Origin of the sequence: Sorangium sp. So ce834, from assembly GCF_051521425.1 — a bacterium.
GTDB lineage: Bacteria > Myxococcota_A > Polyangia > Polyangiales > Polyangiaceae > Sorangium > Sorangium cellulosum_D.
This window is the reverse complement of the sequence record NZ_CP150351.1, coordinates 4,685,647-4,702,068: the sequence shown is the minus strand read 5'-3', so window position 1 is coordinate 4,702,068 and position 16,422 is coordinate 4,685,647. Positions and strand designations below refer to the sequence as shown.

General features: G+C 74.5%; 12 protein-coding genes. 5 read left to right on the top strand and 7 right to left on the bottom strand.

The features are described from left to right. Window positions 1-7 precede the first annotated feature (7 nt). The 3 genes from WMF20_RS17110 to WMF20_RS17100 all read left to right on the top strand — a co-directional run bounded on the left by WMF20_RS17110 (window position 8) and on the right by WMF20_RS17100 (window position 3,048). The gene (locus WMF20_RS17110) at window positions 8-1,456 is read left to right on the top strand and encodes a cytochrome c3 family protein (RefSeq protein WP_437614938.1); all 1,449 of its coding nucleotides are present in this window, start codon (window positions 8-10) and stop codon (window positions 1,454-1,456) included. Between the two features lie 108 nt (window positions 1,457-1,564). Next, complete coding sequence (locus tag WMF20_RS17105) at window positions 1,565-1,819, top strand: hypothetical protein (protein WP_020735484.1); 255 nt, start codon at window positions 1,565-1,567, stop codon at window positions 1,817-1,819. A 77-nt stretch (window positions 1,820-1,896) separates the two neighbouring features. Then, window positions 1,897-3,048, top strand: a complete 1,152-nt coding sequence (locus WMF20_RS17100; protein WP_129575371.1) for a hypothetical protein — start codon at window positions 1,897-1,899, stop codon at window positions 3,046-3,048. Between the two features lie 16 nt (window positions 3,049-3,064). Here the strand turns inward: WMF20_RS17100 and WMF20_RS17095 are convergent, their stop codons facing one another. Continuing rightward, entirely contained in the window at window positions 3,065-3,961 is an 897-nt protein-coding gene (locus WMF20_RS17095; protein WP_020735482.1) for a GGDEF domain-containing protein, read from the bottom strand. Between the two features lie 77 nt (window positions 3,962-4,038). On the opposite strand from WMF20_RS17095, the gene WMF20_RS17090 reads away from it, so the two are divergent. Then, the gene (locus tag WMF20_RS17090; protein ID WP_437614935.1) at window positions 4,039-4,785 is read left to right on the top strand and encodes a DUF3105 domain-containing protein; all 747 of its coding nucleotides are present in this window, start codon (window positions 4,039-4,041) and stop codon (window positions 4,783-4,785) included. Between the two features lie 41 nt (window positions 4,786-4,826). Then, complete coding sequence (locus WMF20_RS17085) at window positions 4,827-9,305, top strand: sigma 54-interacting transcriptional regulator (RefSeq protein ID WP_437614933.1); 4,479 nt, start codon at window positions 4,827-4,829, stop codon at window positions 9,303-9,305. Window positions 9,306-9,321: 16 nt separating this feature from the next. Here the strand turns inward: WMF20_RS17085 and WMF20_RS17080 are convergent, their stop codons facing one another. From WMF20_RS17080 to WMF20_RS17055, 6 genes are all read right to left on the bottom strand, one after another. After that, complete coding sequence (locus WMF20_RS17080; protein ID WP_437614931.1) at window positions 9,322-10,038, bottom strand: SCO family protein; 717 nt, start codon at window positions 10,036-10,038, stop codon at window positions 9,322-9,324. Window positions 10,039-10,098: 60 nt separating this feature from the next. Then, entirely contained in the window at window positions 10,099-11,055 is a 957-nt protein-coding gene (gene cyoE / locus WMF20_RS17075) for a heme o synthase (RefSeq protein ID WP_437617135.1), read from the bottom strand. 406 nt (window positions 11,056-11,461) lie between these two features. Continuing rightward, entirely contained in the window at window positions 11,462-12,352 is an 891-nt protein-coding gene (locus WMF20_RS17070) for a carboxypeptidase regulatory-like domain-containing protein (protein WP_437614929.1), read from the bottom strand. Window positions 12,353-12,535: 183 nt separating this feature from the next. After that, window positions 12,536-13,783, bottom strand: a complete 1,248-nt coding sequence (locus tag WMF20_RS17065) for a hypothetical protein (protein ID WP_437614927.1) — start codon at window positions 13,781-13,783, stop codon at window positions 12,536-12,538. 20 nt (window positions 13,784-13,803) lie between these two features. Next, window positions 13,804-14,307 carry a T3SS (YopN, CesT) and YbjN peptide-binding chaperone 1 gene (locus WMF20_RS17060; RefSeq protein ID WP_129575366.1) on the bottom strand — a complete coding sequence of 168 codons (504 nt, stop codon included), beginning with the start codon at window positions 14,305-14,307 and terminating at the stop codon, window positions 13,804-13,806. 44 nt (window positions 14,308-14,351) lie between these two features. Next, window positions 14,352-16,097 carry a hypothetical protein gene (locus WMF20_RS17055; protein ID WP_437614925.1) on the bottom strand — a complete coding sequence of 582 codons (1,746 nt, stop codon included), beginning with the start codon at window positions 16,095-16,097 and terminating at the stop codon, window positions 14,352-14,354. Between the last annotated feature and the right edge of the window lie 325 nt (window positions 16,098-16,422).

The following is a 16,422-nucleotide window of genomic DNA, read 5'->3' as shown; positions in this document are numbered from 1 at the left end:
GGAACGCATGGACGCAACACAGGACGGCCCGCGCGGCGCGCGGCGGGACCACCCGAGGCTCGTTCCGGGGTGGGTCGCGATCGTGGCGTGCCTTGGCGCGCTGGCGCTCGCGATCGTGGGCCCCGAGGCAGCCGCCCAGCCGAAGCCGCCGGCGACCGCAGAAGACGACAGCGCCGATGCGGCCGAGGACGCCGAGGAGGGCGACGCCGAAGAGGGGAAGGCCGCGCACCGGCCGCCGGGCGGGTACAAGTCGGGCCTCTACCCGATGCCCGACGACGCGGAGGTGCCGCTCGCCTGGATGCCGCCCGGGACGAGCGCGACGCCGGTCCCGAGCGACGAGATCTACCCGCCGCAGACGCTGACGATCCGCTTCAACCACAAGAAGCACGTCAAGGGGCTCAAGCAGACGTGCAAGTCGTGCCACGCCGGGGCCTACACGAGCGGCACGGTCACGGACCGGCTGCTGCCGAGCCCGGCGCAGACCTGCGACAACTGCCACGACGTCGATCATTCCGACCTCACGCAGGTGAAGGCGGGGACGAACGAGAACGGACAGTGCGTCTACTGCCACATCGGCGAAGACGCGGGCAGCGGCGGAAAGGTGGCGCCGCTGGTGCTGCCGCACGCGAACCTCCGGTTCCCGCACCAGAAGCACGTGAGCCGGAACATCAAGTGCAGCCAGTGCCACGGCCGGGTCGATCGCCTCGAGCTCGCCACCCGCGAGCAGCTGCCGCGCATGGCGGGCTGCTTCTCGTGCCACAACATGAGCGGCGCGGCCCAGGGCGACGCGAAGAGCGACTGCGACGTGTGCCACCTGACGCGCCCCGACGGGCGGCTCGTGACCGCGTTTGCCACGGGCGATCTGCTGCCGCCGCGGTGGCTGCACAACGCGGGGCACACCCCCGACTGGCTCGAACGGCACAAGCAGATCGCCGCGAACGACAGCGCCTTCTGCGGGACGTGCCACAGCGCGAACTACTGCACCGACTGCCATGACGGGAAGATCCGTCCGCGCAACGTCCACCCGAACGACTTCCTCTCGATGCATGCGCAGGCGGCCCGACAGGACAATCCGCGCTGCGTGAGCTGCCATCAGGAGCAGACGTTCTGTGCGGACTGCCATCGCCGGACGGGCGTGGCGCGCGAGGCGCCGAGCGCCGCTCGGCCCGCAGGGCGCCGCTTCCATCCCCCGCCGGCCGAGTGGACCACCGCGCCGCGCAGCGCGAAGCACCACGCCTGGGAAGCAGAGCGAAACCTGAATGCGTGCGTTTCCTGCCACACCGAGCGGGACTGCGCGACCTGCCACGCGACCCGGGGGATCTCGGGCGGGCAAGGGGTGAACCCGCACCCGATCGGGTTCGACGAGAGCAATTGCAAGACCGCGTTCTCCCGGAACCCGCGCCCGTGCCTGGTGTGCCATCAGTCGAGCGACAGGTCCCTGCGGGGTTGCCAGTGAAAAGTCAAAATCGGTCAGTATATTCCTTGCCCTGGCCTTCCGGCGACGGGTATAGCGAAGTGCGCGCGGCTTCCCTAACGATCGCCGCGAACGCCAAGGAGAACGGGCGTGAAGGAGCTGATCAAGTACCTGATCGACAACCTCTATCTCGATTTCCAAGGGGAAATCACGCTGGAGACAGTGCGGGGCTTCCTCCGCGAGGACGACGGACGGGAGGCGCGGCAACTTTTGTCGAAGCTCATCGAGGAGAAAGGGGTCGACGACATGCTGATCACGCTGGCCGACTGTCTCAAAGAACACATCCAGAGCGGGGTGAACGAGAAGGTCGTCCGCGAGCAGCTCTCGCTCTACGCCGAAAGCTGAGCAGGCTGGCCCGTGCGGCGCGCCTCGCTCCCCTCCCCCTCTGCCTGCACGCGGCCCTCGCGACGGCCGGCTGCGACGTGGGGGAAGCCTCGTACCAGCCGATCGACGCCCCCCCTGTCCACCTGATCGAGGCGCGGGCCACGACCGACCTCGACCAGAACTACCAGCCTGTCCGCACCCCGCTCGCTCCGGACGGCAGCACCGTGGTGCTGTCGACCGCGAGCTTCGTGCTCAAGTTCGATCGCTTCCTGCTTCCCGGCTCGGTGAGCGGCGCGGTGGGGCCCGAGTCGCTGTGCGTCTCGGGCGATCTCGCCAAGCAGGTCCGGACGTACGCGGACTGCGTCAACCCGATCCCGCTGGCGCCGACGTACAACCCCGTCCAGCGGGAGGTCATCTTCCGCCAGGTCGAAGGCATGCCAGGGCTCGTCCCGGGGACGCGGTACGCGCTCACGGTCCTGGGGCCGGTGGACGACGCGGCGCCGTCGGGCATCCGCGCGTTCGACGGCGCGCCCCTGGCCGAGAGCCAGCGCATCGAGTTCACCGTCGCGGCGACAAACCCGCCCCAGGCGATGCCGGAGCGCCAGCCGAGCGGCGACTTCTACTGCCAGCAGGACCTGGAATGCATCGGGCGCACGCCCGACTGCCAGGGCGATGCTCCGAAAGACCCGACGTGCTTCCCGTGCGTGAAGGGCGCGGCGAAGCTCCTCAACGCCTGCGCGGGGTGCCACAGCGACGCGAACGCCGCCGCGGGGCTGAACCTGGCCGTGGCTGCGCTCGATCCGACCGTGCAGCAGTTCCGATACAACAGGGTCGAGCCGCTCTACGAGACCGCGATCGGGCACGCCGCGCACCAGACCCAGATGGGCGAGCGCGCGCACGTGGGGGAGAAGACCCCGGAGCGCTTCGGCAGGGCCATGCCGCTCATCGACCCGGGAAACCCGGGGAACAGCTACCTCCTCTACAAGATCATCGTCGGGCAGATCGCGGTCGACCCCTCCCTGCCCGCCGACCAGGCCGAGCGGCTCCGCGAGGAGATCGAGCGGCTGCGCGCCGCGTTCGTCATGGGGCTGCCCATGCCGCCCCCGGCCTACCCCGCCTCGTTCTGGTTCCACCCCCAGGCGTCGGCCGATCAGGAGGTCACGATGTACGTGGACGGGATGGACATCCTGACCGCGTGGATCCTCGACGGCGCCGAGCCGCGCGACTGCTCCGTTCCGCTCCCGCCCTGACGGCGCCCGCGCGCCGTCACATCACGCGATTCCGCCCGCCCTTCTTCGCGTGGTAGAGCCGCTCGTCGGCGCGGCGGTAGAGCTCCATGGGCGAGACCGGCGCGTCCGGCGTGATGCCGGCGACGCCGAAGCTCGCGGTGACGGCGATCTCGCCGTCCTCGAAGCGGAACGGCGTGCGCTCCACGAGCGCGCGCAGCTTCTCGGCGACGTGGCGCGCGCTCTCCACGGGGATCTCCGGGACGAGCAGCGCGAACTCCTCGCCGCCGACGCGCGCGAGGACGTCGTCGCGGCGGACGTTCGCGGCGGCGAGCGCGGCCATCTGCCGGAGCACGGCGTCGCCCGTGAGGTGCCCCCGCGTGTCGTTGATGCTCTTGAAGTGATCGATGTCGAACATGATGAGCGCGAGGTGGCGATGGTAGCGGCAAGCCCGCGACACCTCGCGCTCGAGCGCGACCTCGAAGGAGCGCTTGTTGTGGACCTGCGTCAGCCCGTCGAAGGTCATCAGGCGGTAGATCTCTTCGTGGTACGAGAGCTCGACGTTTCCCCCCTGGATGAACTTGAAGATCGTCCGCCCGATCTTGACCTGGTCGCCGTCCTTGAGGGCGCGCTCGTCGATCGAGACGTCGTTCACGTAGGTGCCGTTGGTCGAGCCGAGATCGCGGACGACGTAGCCCATCCCGTTCCAGGAGATGCGCGCGTGCCGGCGGCTCACCGCCTCGTCGTCGAGGGGGATGTCGGTCTGGATCGCGCGCCCGCACTCGATCGACCCCGTGCCGAGCGCGATGCGGCGCCCGAGCTCCGTGCCGTAGATCACGACCAGGCACGCGGTGCCAGGCTCCACCGGAAGCGCCGGCGGGGCGATGGACGTGCAGGTGACGAGCGTCTGCCGATGATCGTTCTCTTGCTTCGCCACGCTGGAGGCCCCAAGTACACCAGAGCCGGCGTTCCGGGGCAACGCACGTCGCGCGTCGGACATGGTAGGCTGCGACCATGAAACGCTGCGGTTTCGCGCAGATGTGGGTCGCCGCCGCGGCGGCCGCCGCGCTGTCCTCTCCCTTGACCGGGTGTGGTCAGAGCGCGCCCCCGATCGATGAGAGCGACGCTTCGTCGCAGCAGCCCGAGACCGTCACGCTCTCCCCGGACGCCCCGCCGCTCCCGGGCGAGGCCGAGTGCAAGGTCGTCGTCCAGACGGGGATCCGCGTGGCCTCCGCGCAGCACGTGCCGGAGTGCACGCCCGTCCAGTACGAGACAAACCCGCCGAGCGGCGGAGATCACTGGGCCATCTGGGCCGAGTTCAAGCGCTACAAGGCGGAGGTCCCGCGGGAGATCTACGTGCACAACCTCGAGCACGGCGCGATCGTCCTCGCCTACCGGTGCCCGTCGTCCGGCTGCGCGGAGGTGGAGGCGATGCTCGAGGAGGTGCGGACCGAGGCCGCCTCGGATCCGAAGTGCCTCACGCTGCCCGGAGGGCCCGAGGCGCGCCTCGTGATGACACCCGACAGCGCGCTCGACACCCCCATCGCCGCCGCGGCCTGGGGCGCCACGTACACCGCGACGTGCCTCGACAAGCCGTCGCTCGCGCGCTTCGTGGCGGAGCACTACGGCAAGGGCCCGGAAGACACGTGCAGCGACGCGGCCGCCGTCGACGTCGATCAGCCAGAGGGCGGCGCGCCGAGCTGCGGTGACGCGCCGCCCGGCGCGGGCGACGCGGCCGGCGGCGGCCCGCCGGAGCCGTAACCAGGTTGACAGGTGCCTCGCCGCCCAGGAGCATTCCCGGGATGAGCGAGCCGTCGACCGTGACACCTCGGTTGGCAGAGCGCTTCCGCCTGCTGGACGTCGCGGGGTCAGGCGGGTCGGCCGAGGTCTGGAGGGCGGTCGACCAGGAGCGCGGCGGCGTGGTGGCGCTCAAGGTCGAGCGACAGGGCCGTGGCGCGCCCGCGGAGGAGCGCGCCGCCGCGCGGCGGGCGCTCGCCCGCGAGGCGCTGCACGCGGCGCTCGCGCTCTCGCCGCGGCTGCCGGAGCTCGTCGACGTCGGCTGGCTCTCGGCGCGCGCCGGCGTCGCGCGCGTCGAGGGCGCCCCCGGCGCGGAGGGGCGCGCGTTCGTGGCGATGCGCTGGATCGAGGGGCGATCCGTCGCGGAGGCCGTGCGCGGCCTGCCCCAGGGCGAGCGCGCGGCGCTCTCGCTCGCCGTCGCGCGCGACGCGGGCGAGGCGCTCGGCGATCTGCACGGCATCGGCCTGGCCCACGGGGATCTCAAGCCGGAGAACCTGATCCTGACGCCGGAGGGGCGGATCGGGATGATCGACCTGGGCCTCGCCTGCTCGATCCACGAGACCTCCGTGGAAGGGGCGACGCTCAGGTACCTCGCGCGCCACGACGCGGAGCTCGGGGACGCGCGGGCCAGGGATCTGCTCGCGCTGGGGACGCTGCTCGCCGAGATCGCGCTCCCCGGCGTGGCCGCCGCGGACGATCCCATCGAGGCGGCGCGCGCCGCGGTGGCGGCGCCGAGCGCGGCCGGGCCCGCGCTCGACGCGATCTGCAGGGCCCTGCTGTCGCCGTCACCCGGGGCGCGGCCGTCCTCGGCGTGGGTCACCGAGTCGTCCCGCGCCGCGCTCGCCGGCGCGCAGCCGGCCCGCGCGCCGCTCGCCGGGACGCCGGCGCTGCGCGCGGGCCGCGAACCCGGGGCGCCGGGCGAGGAGCGCGATCGGCAGGACCGCGACGCGCGCCGCGTGCGCGCCGCCTACCTGCGCCTGCGGCGGCACGAGCTCGAGGCGGCGCTCGGGGTGCGCGACGACGTGGCCTCCTGGCTCGCGGACGCGTTCGCGGTGGTCCAGCGGGCGCGCGCGCTCTCGAGCGCGGACGTCCGCGCGGGCGACGCCGCGGCCCGCGCGGGCGCGCCGCAGGGCGAGGGGCCGTGGCTGGGCCGGCTCGGCCCGGACCGCGTGGCGCGGTGGCTCACCGCGCTCGTGGGGACGAGCGCCGCGGCGTGGCCGATGGCGACCCTCGCGGCGGCGCCGGAGCGCGCGCTCGCGGACGCGCTCGTCGCCCTGGCGCGGCAGGTCCCCCCGCGGGCCTGGACGTTCGCGGACGTCGAGGCGGCCGTGCTGGGGCACGGCGCGCGGCGGGCCGCCGCGGCGGCGCGCGCTCGCGGCGGCGCCGGCGAGGGCGCCGCGGCGCAGGCCACCTCCGCGGCGGAGGCGGCGGAGCTGGCGCTCGCGATCGCGCGCGTGCCGCCGGATCCGCTCGCGCTCGAGGCGATCGAGCAGCGGGACGACGCGCCCGCCAGCCTGGTCGTCGCCGCGGCGAACGCGCTCCGGCTGCGCGGCGATCTCGGGCGCGCGCGGAGCCTGATGCTGCGCGCGCCCGCGCGGGCCGCGACGGAGTCCGCGGCGCTCGCGGCGGAGGTCCTGCGGCGCGCCGGGGATCGCGCGCTCGCCGAGGAGCGCGCCCGCGCCGCCATCGAGGCCGGCGCGGACCCGGACGGGCGCGCGGCCGCGGTGCTCGCGCGCATCGCGATCGACGCGGGGGCGCTCGGCGCGGCCGAGGCGCTCGCCGGGGAGGCGGCCACCGCGCCGCTCTGCGAGGTGCGCGCGCTGATCGCGGCGCTGCGCGGCGACGCCGCGCGAGCGCTGTCCGAGGTGGCGCGCGGCGAGGCGCTCGCGAGCTCGGTCGAGGAGCTCGCGCGGATCGCCGCCGTGCGCGGGTACGCGCTGCACGCGAGCGATCCGGAGCGGGCGCACGCCTCGTTCAGCGCCGCGGTCGACTACGCGGTGCGCGCCGGGGCCGTGGTCGAGGAGGCGACCTACCGGACCGGGGAGGCGGCGGCCGCGGTGGATCTCGGCGATCTCGAGGGCGCGATCGCGACCTCGACCCGCGCGGCGCTGCTCTGGGAGCACCTCGGCCGGCCCGCTCAGGCGGCGCGCGCGCTGCTCGCGTGCGCGGCCGCCTACGCCACCGCGGGCCTCGCGCACGAGACCCGCCGGACGGCCGAGGACGCCATCGCGCGGGCCCGCGACGCGGGCGACGCGAAGGCGGAGGCCTACGCGCTCTGGGCGATCGCGGACGTGGCCGCCGCGCGCGGCGGCGACGGCGTCGCGGGCGCGGAGGCCTGCGCGCTCCCCGACGCGCGCGCGGCGGCGGAGCGCGCGGCGGCGCTCCTCGCCGGAGGCTCCGCGGACGACGCGCTCCGGGCGGCCGCGCGGCTCCTGCGCCACGGCGCGGGCGAGATCGACGCCGCCCGCGTCGAGGAGCTCGACGAGCGCGCGAGCGGCCCGGATCTCGCCGCGGCGTCGCGGCTCGACTGGTGGGGGGCGCGCGCCGCGCGCGCGTTCGCCGCGGACGACATCGGCGGCGCCCCCGCCGAGGCCCCGCTGCAGGGCGGCGCGGCGCGCCCGGCGACGGACGGCGGGCGCAGCGACCGCGTCCTCGCCGCGCTCGCCGCGCTCGCGGGCGCGCGGGCGCCGATCGCGTCGCGCGGCCCGGCGCTCGCGGCGGCGCACGCGCTCGCGGTCAAGGCGGGGCAGACGGACGTCGCGCACCGGGTGCTCGCGGCGCTCGCCGAGGCCGCGCGCGAGCTCTGCCGGCGCACCGCGGACGCGGGCGCGGCGGGGCCCACGGCCGGCTCGCCGGGCGCGCCGGGGCTCGCCGGCGCGGTGCGGTCGCTGCCGTGGGTGGCCCGGGCGCGGGCGCTGCCGGAGGCCGGCCTCGGGCCCGAGCAGGCGCGCGATCTGGAGGCGCTCGTCGGCGCGCTCGGCGAGCGCGAGCGCCTCGCGCCGCTGCTCGACCGGGTCGTCGACGCGCTCGTGCTCTGGACGGGGGTCGAGCGCGGGCTCTTGCTCCTGCGCGCCCCGAACGGGCGCCTCGTCCCGCGGGCGGCGCGCAACCTGGCGCGCTCGCGCCTCGGCGCCGAGCAGCTCGCGCTGTCCGAGACGCTCGCGCGCCGCGCCCTGGAGGCGCGCGAGCCGGTGGTCGCCGTCGACGCCGCGGGGGAGCTGCCGAGCGTGCACCGCAGCGTGCACGCGCTGAAGCTCCGGAGCGTGCTGGCCGTGCCGCTCATCGCGCGCGGCGAGGCGCTCGGCGTCGTTTACCTCGACGATCGCGTGCGCCGCGGCGCCTTCGGGGCGCAGGAGCTCCGGTGGGCGCGCACCATCGCGTCGGTCGCGGCGCTGGCGATCGCCGACGCGCGCGCGCAGGTGGAGCTGCGCCGCGCCGCGCGCCGCGCGGAGCGCGCCTCGTCGCGGCTCGCCGCGGAGCTCGCGCGGCGCGAGGCGGAGCTCGACGCGGCGGCGCTCGAGCTCGCCAGGGCGCGCGGCGGCCGGGACACGCGCTACCGGTACGACGCCATCATCGGCGAGAGCGAGCCCGTGCGCGCGATGCTGCGCCTCGTGGATCGCGTGACCGCGTCCGAGGTGCCGGTGCTCATCCACGGCGAGTCCGGCAGCGGCAAGGAGCTCGTGGCGCGGGCCATCCACCACAACGGCCCGCGCGCGGCGCACCCGTTCGTGAGCGAGAACTGCGGCGCGATCCCGGAGGGGCTGCTCGAGTCGGCGCTCTTCGGGCACGTGCGCGGCGCGTTCACCGGCGCGGATCGACCGCGGGCCGGGCTCTTCGAGGTGGCGGATCGAGGCACGCTGTTCCTCGACGAGATCGGCGAGATGAGCCTCGCCATGCAGACGAAGCTGCTGCGCGTCCTCGAGGACGGCCTCGTGCGGCCGCTCGGCTCGGACCGGGCGCGCAAGGTCGACGTGCGCGTCATCGCCGCGACCCACCGCGATCTGGAGGCGCTGGTCCGCGCCCGCGCCTTTCGCGAGGATCTGTTTTACCGGCTGAACATCATCACGATCCGGGTGCCGCCGCTGCGCGAGCGCGCGACGGACGTGCCGCTCATCGTCCAGCACCTCGTCGCGAAGCACGGCCGCGGCCCGGTCCGGGTCACGCGCGGGGCGATGGAGCGGCTCTCGGCCTACGGGTGGCCCGGCAACGTGCGCCAGCTGGAGAACGAGATCCGGCGGGCGATCGTGCTCTGCGACGGGACCATCGATCGAGAGCACCTGTCGCCCGACATCGCGCACGGCGGCGGCGCGGCGCCGCGCGAGCTCGGCCTGAACGTCCGGGCGAGGATCGACGCGCTGGAGACGGAGCTCGTGCGCGACGCGCTGGAGCGCACGCGCGGGAACCAGACGCAGGCCGCCAAGCTGCTCGGGCTGTCGAGGTTCGGCCTGCAGAAGATGATCAAGCGGCTCGCCATCGAGGCGTGAGGCGAGCCCGGGCGCGTCACCGCTGCTTCACGAGGGCGCCGGCGTCGCGCAGGATCGCGGGGATCCCCTCGTCGTTCGCCTCGTAATAGCCGCGGATCACGCCCTCCTGGTCGACCAGCACCAGGCGCTCGCCGTGGAAGATGCTGAAGAGGCCCGGGCTCGTCTCCTGCTTGCCCATCGCGATCTTGAAGCCCTTGAGGATCGTCGACTCTATCTGATCGAGAGGGCCTGTCAGGAGCGTCCAGCGCTCGAGCGGGAGCTTTTGCGACGCCGCGTAGGCCGCGAGCACCTCCGGCGTGTCGTTCTCCGGGTCGACGGTGAACGTCACGAGGTGCAGCGCGTCCCCGTGATCGCGCCCCCGCTGCTCGATCTCCTTCATGCGCTGCGTGAGCTTGGGACAGACGGTCGGGCAGGTCGTGAAGATGAAGTCGGCGATCCACACCCGGCCCCGGAGCTGCTCCAGGCCGAACCGCTGGCCGCGCTGATCCGTCAGCTCGAAGGCCGGCAGCGGGATGCGGACCGCGGGCGCCTCCGCGGCGTGACCGCGGACCGCGCGGCCGACGAAGAACGGCACGACGAGCCCGACCAGAGCGACGAGCGCGATCCAGAAGAGCGGTCTGCGGGTCAGCGCCCTGCGCCGGGGCGTCGGCGCGGGGGCGCCGCCGGACGGAAGCAGCTCGCTGGCCGGTTCTGCGGGAGGAGGAGCGCCGTTCGCCTGGCGCGTCGGCTCCATGGCAACCATCCGCGGACGCTTAAGGGCCGCTCCCAGGCGCGTCAAGACGGCGGGCGCCGCTCAGGCGCCGACCATCAGCGCGGCGAAGAGGAGCACCAGGTACACCATCGAGGCGAAGAAGACCCGGCGCGCCCAGCGAGCGCCGGTGCCCGGGCGGAGGCCGCAGGCGCCGAGCCCGAAGAAGGCAGCGCCGAGGAGCACCGCGGCGCCGAGGTAGACGGGGCCGGCCACGCCGAGCGGGAAGAGGAGCACCGACGCCAGCACGAGCAGCGCGAGGTAGCCGACGATGTGGATCCACGTCGTGCGATCTCCCTTCTCGAGGGGGAGCACCTTGAGCCCGGCGCGCCGGTACTCGTCCTGGCGGAAGAGCGCGATCGCCAGGAAATGCGGGATCTGCCAGAGGAACATGACGGTGAAGAGCAGGAACCCGGGCGCGTCGATCTGCCCGGTGACGCTCGTCCACCCGAGCAGCGGCGGGATGGCGCCGGGGATCGCGCCGATCGGCAGCGAGAGCGTCGTCTTGCGCTTGAGCGGGGTGTAGACGAGCACGTAGCTGAGCAGCGCGAGCGCGGCGAGCGCGCCCGTGACCGCGTTCACCCCGAAGACCAGCAGCGGAATCGAGGCGGCCGAGAGCGCGATCCCGAACCAGAGCGCGACCTCCGGCGCGAGCCGCCGCGCCGGCAAGGGGCGGTTCCGCGTCCGCTCCATCAGCAGATCGGTGTCGCGCTCGATGTACATGTTGAGCGCATTGGCGCCGGACACGACGAGGACCGTCCCGAGCAGCGCCAGCGCGAGCTGGGTCACAGGGACCGCCGCGCGGTCGACCGCGCCCTCTCCGCCCGTCCCGGCGCGGAGGTAACGGCTCGCGACCCACATGCCGCCGAGCATCGTGGCGACCACCATCCTCGTGATGCGCGGCTTGGTGAGGCTCACCAGATCGGCCGCCCCCTTGAGCAGCGGGCGCGCGCTCGCGGGGAGCGCGGCGCCGTCGCTCTCGGAAGCCTCGGCATCGCGCATGTAAGGGACCGGAGCCCGCTGCGTGCCCTGCTCGGCGCTCATGGTCACGCGCGCACCTCGCCGCCGCGGCCGGCGCTCGCGCGGCGCGGCGACCGCGCGGCACCTCCAGAGACCCTTGTAGGCGGGATAGCCAGGCCGGAAAACGACGTCATCGCCTGAGCGCGGGGAGCGGGTGAGAACTGCATCGGGGCCGGGAGACTAGCGCGCGCAACGCGGCTCGGGGAGTCGAGTTCGTCCGTTGTCGCCGCTTCCCTTTAGGGCACGAGTCGCCGTGCGGCAACCGCCGCGATGCGCCCGTCTTCCTTCTTCGCGTCGAGCGAGCCAGGGAACCGCGTCCCGCGGCGCTGCCCCGCCGACCGGGCGGCCCCGGGCGCGCTGGCGCCCGCCGCGGGCGCTGCCAGGGAGCTCACCAAAGGCCCTTGAGCTCGTCTTTGTTCTCCGCCGGCTCAGGCTCGGTGCCGGCGTACGTGAACGTGACCTGGGCGGGCTTGTCGTCCGCGACCGTGACGTCGGCCGTCTTGAGGCCATAGCGGGGGTGCCACGCCTCGAGCTTGTACTTTCCGGCAGGCACCTTCTCGATCGCGAAGGATCCGTCATCGCCGCTCACGGCGAAGAACGGGTGATCCGTCACCACGACAAAGCCGCGCATCCACGGGTGTATGTCGCAGGTGAGCTTGATGATGCCGTCGCTCCACGACTTCGTGAGCGGCTCCGCGCCTCGTGGCTGGGCCTGGTTGAACAGCGTCTCAGAGCCCTTGTACGTGTGCACGTTGTGCAGCGTCCGGTCGCTGTTCTTGATGTCGACCTGCTGCCCGGAGACCACGCCCTGGATGCGCGGCTCATACATGCAGTCCTTCTGGTCGACGACGGCGTGGGCGTCGGGCGCCTTCCAGCTGCCCTGCACGCCCCCGACCGCGATGCGGACGAGGGTGTCCTTGAGCTTGCCGTCGTTGATGACGACAGCGTTGTACACGACGTCCTTGTCCTGGCAGACCGGGGCGTCCTTGCGCGCGGCCGGGACCTTCATCTCGACCGGCTTGCCGGTGAGCTTGACGACCCCCTTGATCGTCCCCTTGGCTTCGGGCGTGGGCGGCGCGGCCGCCTGTTCTGTCGCCTTCGGCGCCTCGGGCGCCTTTGGCGGCGCGCTGGGCTTCTCGGCCGAGGCCGCGGCCGCGGCCGCGCTCGACGTCGCCGCCGCGCCGCCGGCGGGCCTCGTGGGCTCCTCGGGGCACCCGGCGCCGAGCGTCAGCGCGGCGAGCGCGAGGGCGGACAGCGAGACGAGATCGCGACGATGCATGAGGACTCTCCCGTGCCCATGGCGCGCCACGCGAGCCTGGGCCGCGCCCCGCGCGGCCCGGTGAGCGGGAGAGGCCGGCGGGACCGGACGGCCCCCGCGCCGTCCCGGCGGCGAGCATCAGGTGGAACGCTGCGCGCGGATCGCCGCGGGCGACGGCGTGCTTAACGAGTGTCGTCGCTCGCGTCAACCGGACGCGCCCCCGGTCGCGTCCGGCTTCCCGGCGCCCGGGAGCGCGCTCGAGGGGCGCTCGCGCTCGGTCGCGAGCACGGCCGCCCAGAAGCCGCGCTCGTCGCGCGCGGCGAGCGCGACGCAGAGGGCGGCGATCACCAGCGACAGCGCGCCGAGCGGCACCTCGGGGGCGCTGCGCGCGACGAGCAGCAGCGCGAGCGCGCCGCCGAGCGCGGGCAGCCGCGGCGGCGCGATGAGCGCGAGCGCGACGACCACCACCGCGAGCGCGGCGGCGAAGAGCTGCATCGAGAGCGGCACGACCGGCGCGGGGCGCGTGAGCAGCCGGTCGAGCGCGCGGCGGAAGAGCGCCTCGACCACGGACGCGTCGTCGGCGGCGCCCGCGAGCGCCGTCCGCGTGACGAGCAGCGCCGAGGCGAGCGCCGCGAGCGAGAGCGGGCTGACGAGGCGCGGCCGCGGCGGCTCGGCCTCCCGCGGGCGCGCCTCGCGGCCAGCGCCGAGCGCGACCGTCGCCACGAGGACGGCCAGCGCGTCGAGCGCGAACGCGGCCGTCGCCACCGAGCTCGTCGCGCCGGCGAGCGCCTTCGAGCCGCGCTCGTTCGCCCAGACGGCGAGGAGGACGCCGGTGAGCCGCACGAGCGCGGAGGCGCCGACGAGCCCGAGCGCGGCCGCGACCGGCCGCATGAACGGGACGCGGAGCGCCTCCCAGGCGCTGCCGACGGCGAGGATCGCCGCGCTCACGCCGATCAGCGCGGCGGAGAGATCGGGCACGCGCTGCACGGTCGCGTGCAGGACGACGAGGATGACGAAGCTGCCCGCGGCGATCGCGGCGATCCGCAGCGCGTAGGGGACGCGGCTCCGCACGACCGCGCCGATCAGCGCCATCGCGGTGACGATCGCGCCGATCGCGAAGAGCTGCGAGGCGCCGGCGCCGGCGAGCTCGACCGTGTGCGCGGCGCGCTCGATGCCCACCGCCAGGCCGACCATCGCGGGCGCGAGCATGCGGCCGAGGATCATCGCGAGCAGGGCGAGGACGGCGAGCGGCCGGATCAGCCGGAGCACGGGCAGGCCGGCGAGCGGCGGCCGCTCGGGGGACGACGCGCGACCTTCGGCGCGCTCGGGGGACGACGCGCGACCTTCGGCGGGCGGGGCGTCGCCGCCCTCCTCGCGGCGGGGCGAGGGAGCGGGGTCCGGTGCGGCGGAGGGAGGAGGGGCTTCGGGGGGAAGATCGATGTTGAGGAGCATGAATGAAGAGGGCCCGTCGCTCAGCCCTTGTCCCAGGCGCGGGGGGCGTCCAGATCGGTGAAGACCGCGGCGGTCGCCGAGGCGTCGATCAGGTCCTGCATCCGCTGGCCGCCGGCCTCCTCGACGATGCGGTCGTCGTACTCGTCCGCGAGCACCGAAAGATCCCGGAGGGCGACCAGGATCTCGTCGGCGTCGAGCGTCTCGCCGCCGAGGAGCGTGTGCACGATGACCACGCACGAGCCCTGCGCGACGTAGCCGAACGCGCCGAAGCGGATGCGCGCGTTCAGGCGGAGCAGCTTCATCGCGAGATCCGGCGTCATCTCGACGCCGCGGGCGAGCTGCGCCACGAGCCGCACGAGCGCGCGATCCGGCGCCCAGGGCAGGACGTGCAGGTAGACGTACGCCGTCCCCTGGCGCACGACATAGAACTGCGGCTCGATCCGGGTGAACGCCGGAGAATCCGCGAGCGCCGCCTCGATGCGCGCGATGGTCACTTGAACGGCCGCGTCGGAATCCTTCGACATGCCGCCGAGGATACATCGCCGCGGTCCCGGTGCAGAGCCGGGACCTAACGCCGGAGCGGAAGCAGCGGTCCAGGCGGCGCCAGCGTCTTCTCGTCGCCCGGGACGGGCCGCGGCGCCCTCCGCACCGGCGCCGGCTCGACCGGGGCGGCGTCGGACGCCGCCTTCAGCAGGAAGGGGCGGGCGTTGCGGGTGGAGCACGCGTCGTACGGATCCCGGTGGAACTCCCAGTGCAAGTACACGTTGCCGTCGGGCGAGACGATCGCGTCCGGCGCCTTTCCGAACGGTGACGCGCGGTGCACCGAGTTGAGCGCGACCATGTCGAACGCCGTCATGCCGCTCGGCTTCGTCACCCCGAGGCGCACGATGCTGCCGCTGTCCTTGTTCAGCACGATCTCCAGGTGCGTGACCCGGTTCTGGTTGAACGCGTGCCCCGAGGGCAGGCTCTCGAGCGACGCCAGGAACTCCTCCGCGAAGATCGGGTGGAGCCGGTTGTGGATCATGTTGATGTACGTCGCGAACGGCACCCGCGCGGCGTTCAGGGACGTCTGGTTGCCGGGCTTGACCGAGGGGTCGTAGTTCTCGATCGCGGCGCGCCACTTCTTCCACTTGTCCGTCGTCTCCCACGAGCCCCGGTGCGCGCTCTTGCGGGACGCGCCGTCCGAGGCCCGTTCCGCCCTGAGCTTCTCGTTGCCCACGGCCGCCTGCACGCCGGCCATGTTCAGGTTGAGGTTGGGCCCGCCGGGCAGCCCTGGCGCGCCGAGGCCGATCGAGCCGACGCGGACCGGGCTCTCGTAGGGCTGCGGCGTCGCCTTCTTCCCGGCGACGCGGCTCTTGCCGTCGCCGCCCGGGTTCGCCGGGTTGAGGGTGTAGCCTGTGCGCGGGCTGTCGACGACCTCGGGCGACGCCGGGCCCGAGCCGCCCGCGGCGCCCCTCTCCGGCGCCGGCACGGCGGGCGCCTGCGCCACGCGGCCGCCGCCGGTCGCGCCCGGGACGCTCGGCGGCGGCGCCGTCCGAGGGGCCTGCGCGGCCTGCGCCGGGGACGGCGGGCTGTGGTGCTCCGCGCTCTCGCTGTCGGGGCTCTTCTCGCCGGGCGCGTGCTGCTCGTTGCCGGCGCGCTCCTCGCTGTGGCCGCTGTGATCGTGGTCGCTGTCGCCGACCTTCTCCGCCGGCCCCCGCGGGCCGGTCGGGCTCCCGGGCGTGGGCGCGGGATCGTCCTGATCCTTCGAGCGGATCTGCGCCATGGTCTCCTCGGCGACCTTGTTGGCGTCGTCCGCGATCCGGTTCGCTTCGGGGTTGTCTTCCTGGTTCTTCTCGACGTGCTGGCGGACGGCGATCCGCCGCTCCGCCGGGAGCGGCAGCGGCGGCGGCGCCGGCTGGACCGGCACGACCCTGGCCACCTCTTCCTTGGGCGGCTCCGGCTTGGGCGGCGCCTTCGCCTGGCGTGGCGGCTCCGCCTTCGGCGGCTTCCGCCGCGGCGGCTCCGCCTTGGTCGGCTCGGGCTTCTGCTGCGGATCGAGCGGCGCGTCCTTGTCGGGCTCGCCGTCCGGCGACCGCTCCGGCGGCGCCAGCGGGGCGGGAGGCGGCGTCGCCGCCATGCCGTCGGTCAGCACCTCGAACGTCGTATCGGCCGGGCGGAGGCCCTCCCGCACCGCGTGGACCATCCGGCGGAGCTGCGCCCGATCCTCGATGACCTGCGCCACCTCGACCGCGCCCCCACCGCCCGCCATGTGCGCCACGATCGCCGCGCAGACCCACAGGGCGAGCGGGATGTGGGCGGCGTCGCGCGACATGGTTGCTCAGCGCCTCCGCGCCGCAGAGGCCGCACCGCGCGATGTGGCGCAGCCGGAACAGCAGCGAACGACGGTCACCGGTGGCACCTCCAGACTCCGCGTGAACGATCTGCTCGAACAGTACGCCAGTACGCCAATGCGAAAAGCGCACCCAGGAAGCGCCTCGAACCTAGCATCCGGGGATCAGCACAGCAACGGTCGGCGCGCGCCGGGCCTTCGCTTCTGCCGGGTCCGCCGTCGCGCGAGCGGCGCGGCCCGCCCCCCACCCCGCGCACGCGCGGCCCGCGAGGGCAGCCCTGGGCGGCGCGCTCGCGCCGCCGCGCCG

Excerpts from the sequence above, each read along its gene's own strand:
- WMF20_RS17110 (WP_437614938.1), top strand. The coding sequence starts at position 8 with ATGGACGCAACACAGGACGGCCCGCGCGGCGCGCGGCGGGACCACCCG.
- WMF20_RS17080 (WP_437614931.1), bottom strand. The coding sequence starts at position 10,038 with ATGGAGCCGACGCGCCAGGCGAACGGCGCTCCTCCTCCCGCAGAACCG.
- WMF20_RS17055 (WP_437614925.1), bottom strand. The coding sequence starts at position 16,097 with ATGTCGCGCGACGCCGCCCACATCCCGCTCGCCCTGTGGGTCTGCGCG.
- WMF20_RS17090 (WP_437614935.1), top strand. The coding sequence starts at position 4,039 with ATGAAACGCTGCGGTTTCGCGCAGATGTGGGTCGCCGCCGCGGCGGCC.
- WMF20_RS17070 (WP_437614929.1), bottom strand. The coding sequence starts at position 12,352 with ATGCATCGTCGCGATCTCGTCTCGCTGTCCGCCCTCGCGCTCGCCGCG.
- WMF20_RS17065 (WP_437614927.1), bottom strand. The coding sequence starts at position 13,783 with ATGCTCCTCAACATCGATCTTCCCCCCGAAGCCCCTCCTCCCTCCGCC.
- WMF20_RS17085 (WP_437614933.1), top strand. The coding sequence starts at position 4,827 with ATGAGCGAGCCGTCGACCGTGACACCTCGGTTGGCAGAGCGCTTCCGC.
- WMF20_RS17060 (WP_129575366.1), bottom strand. The coding sequence starts at position 14,307 with ATGTCGAAGGATTCCGACGCGGCCGTTCAAGTGACCATCGCGCGCATC.
- cyoE (WP_437617135.1), bottom strand. The coding sequence starts at position 11,055 with ATGCGCGATGCCGAGGCTTCCGAGAGCGACGGCGCCGCGCTCCCCGCG.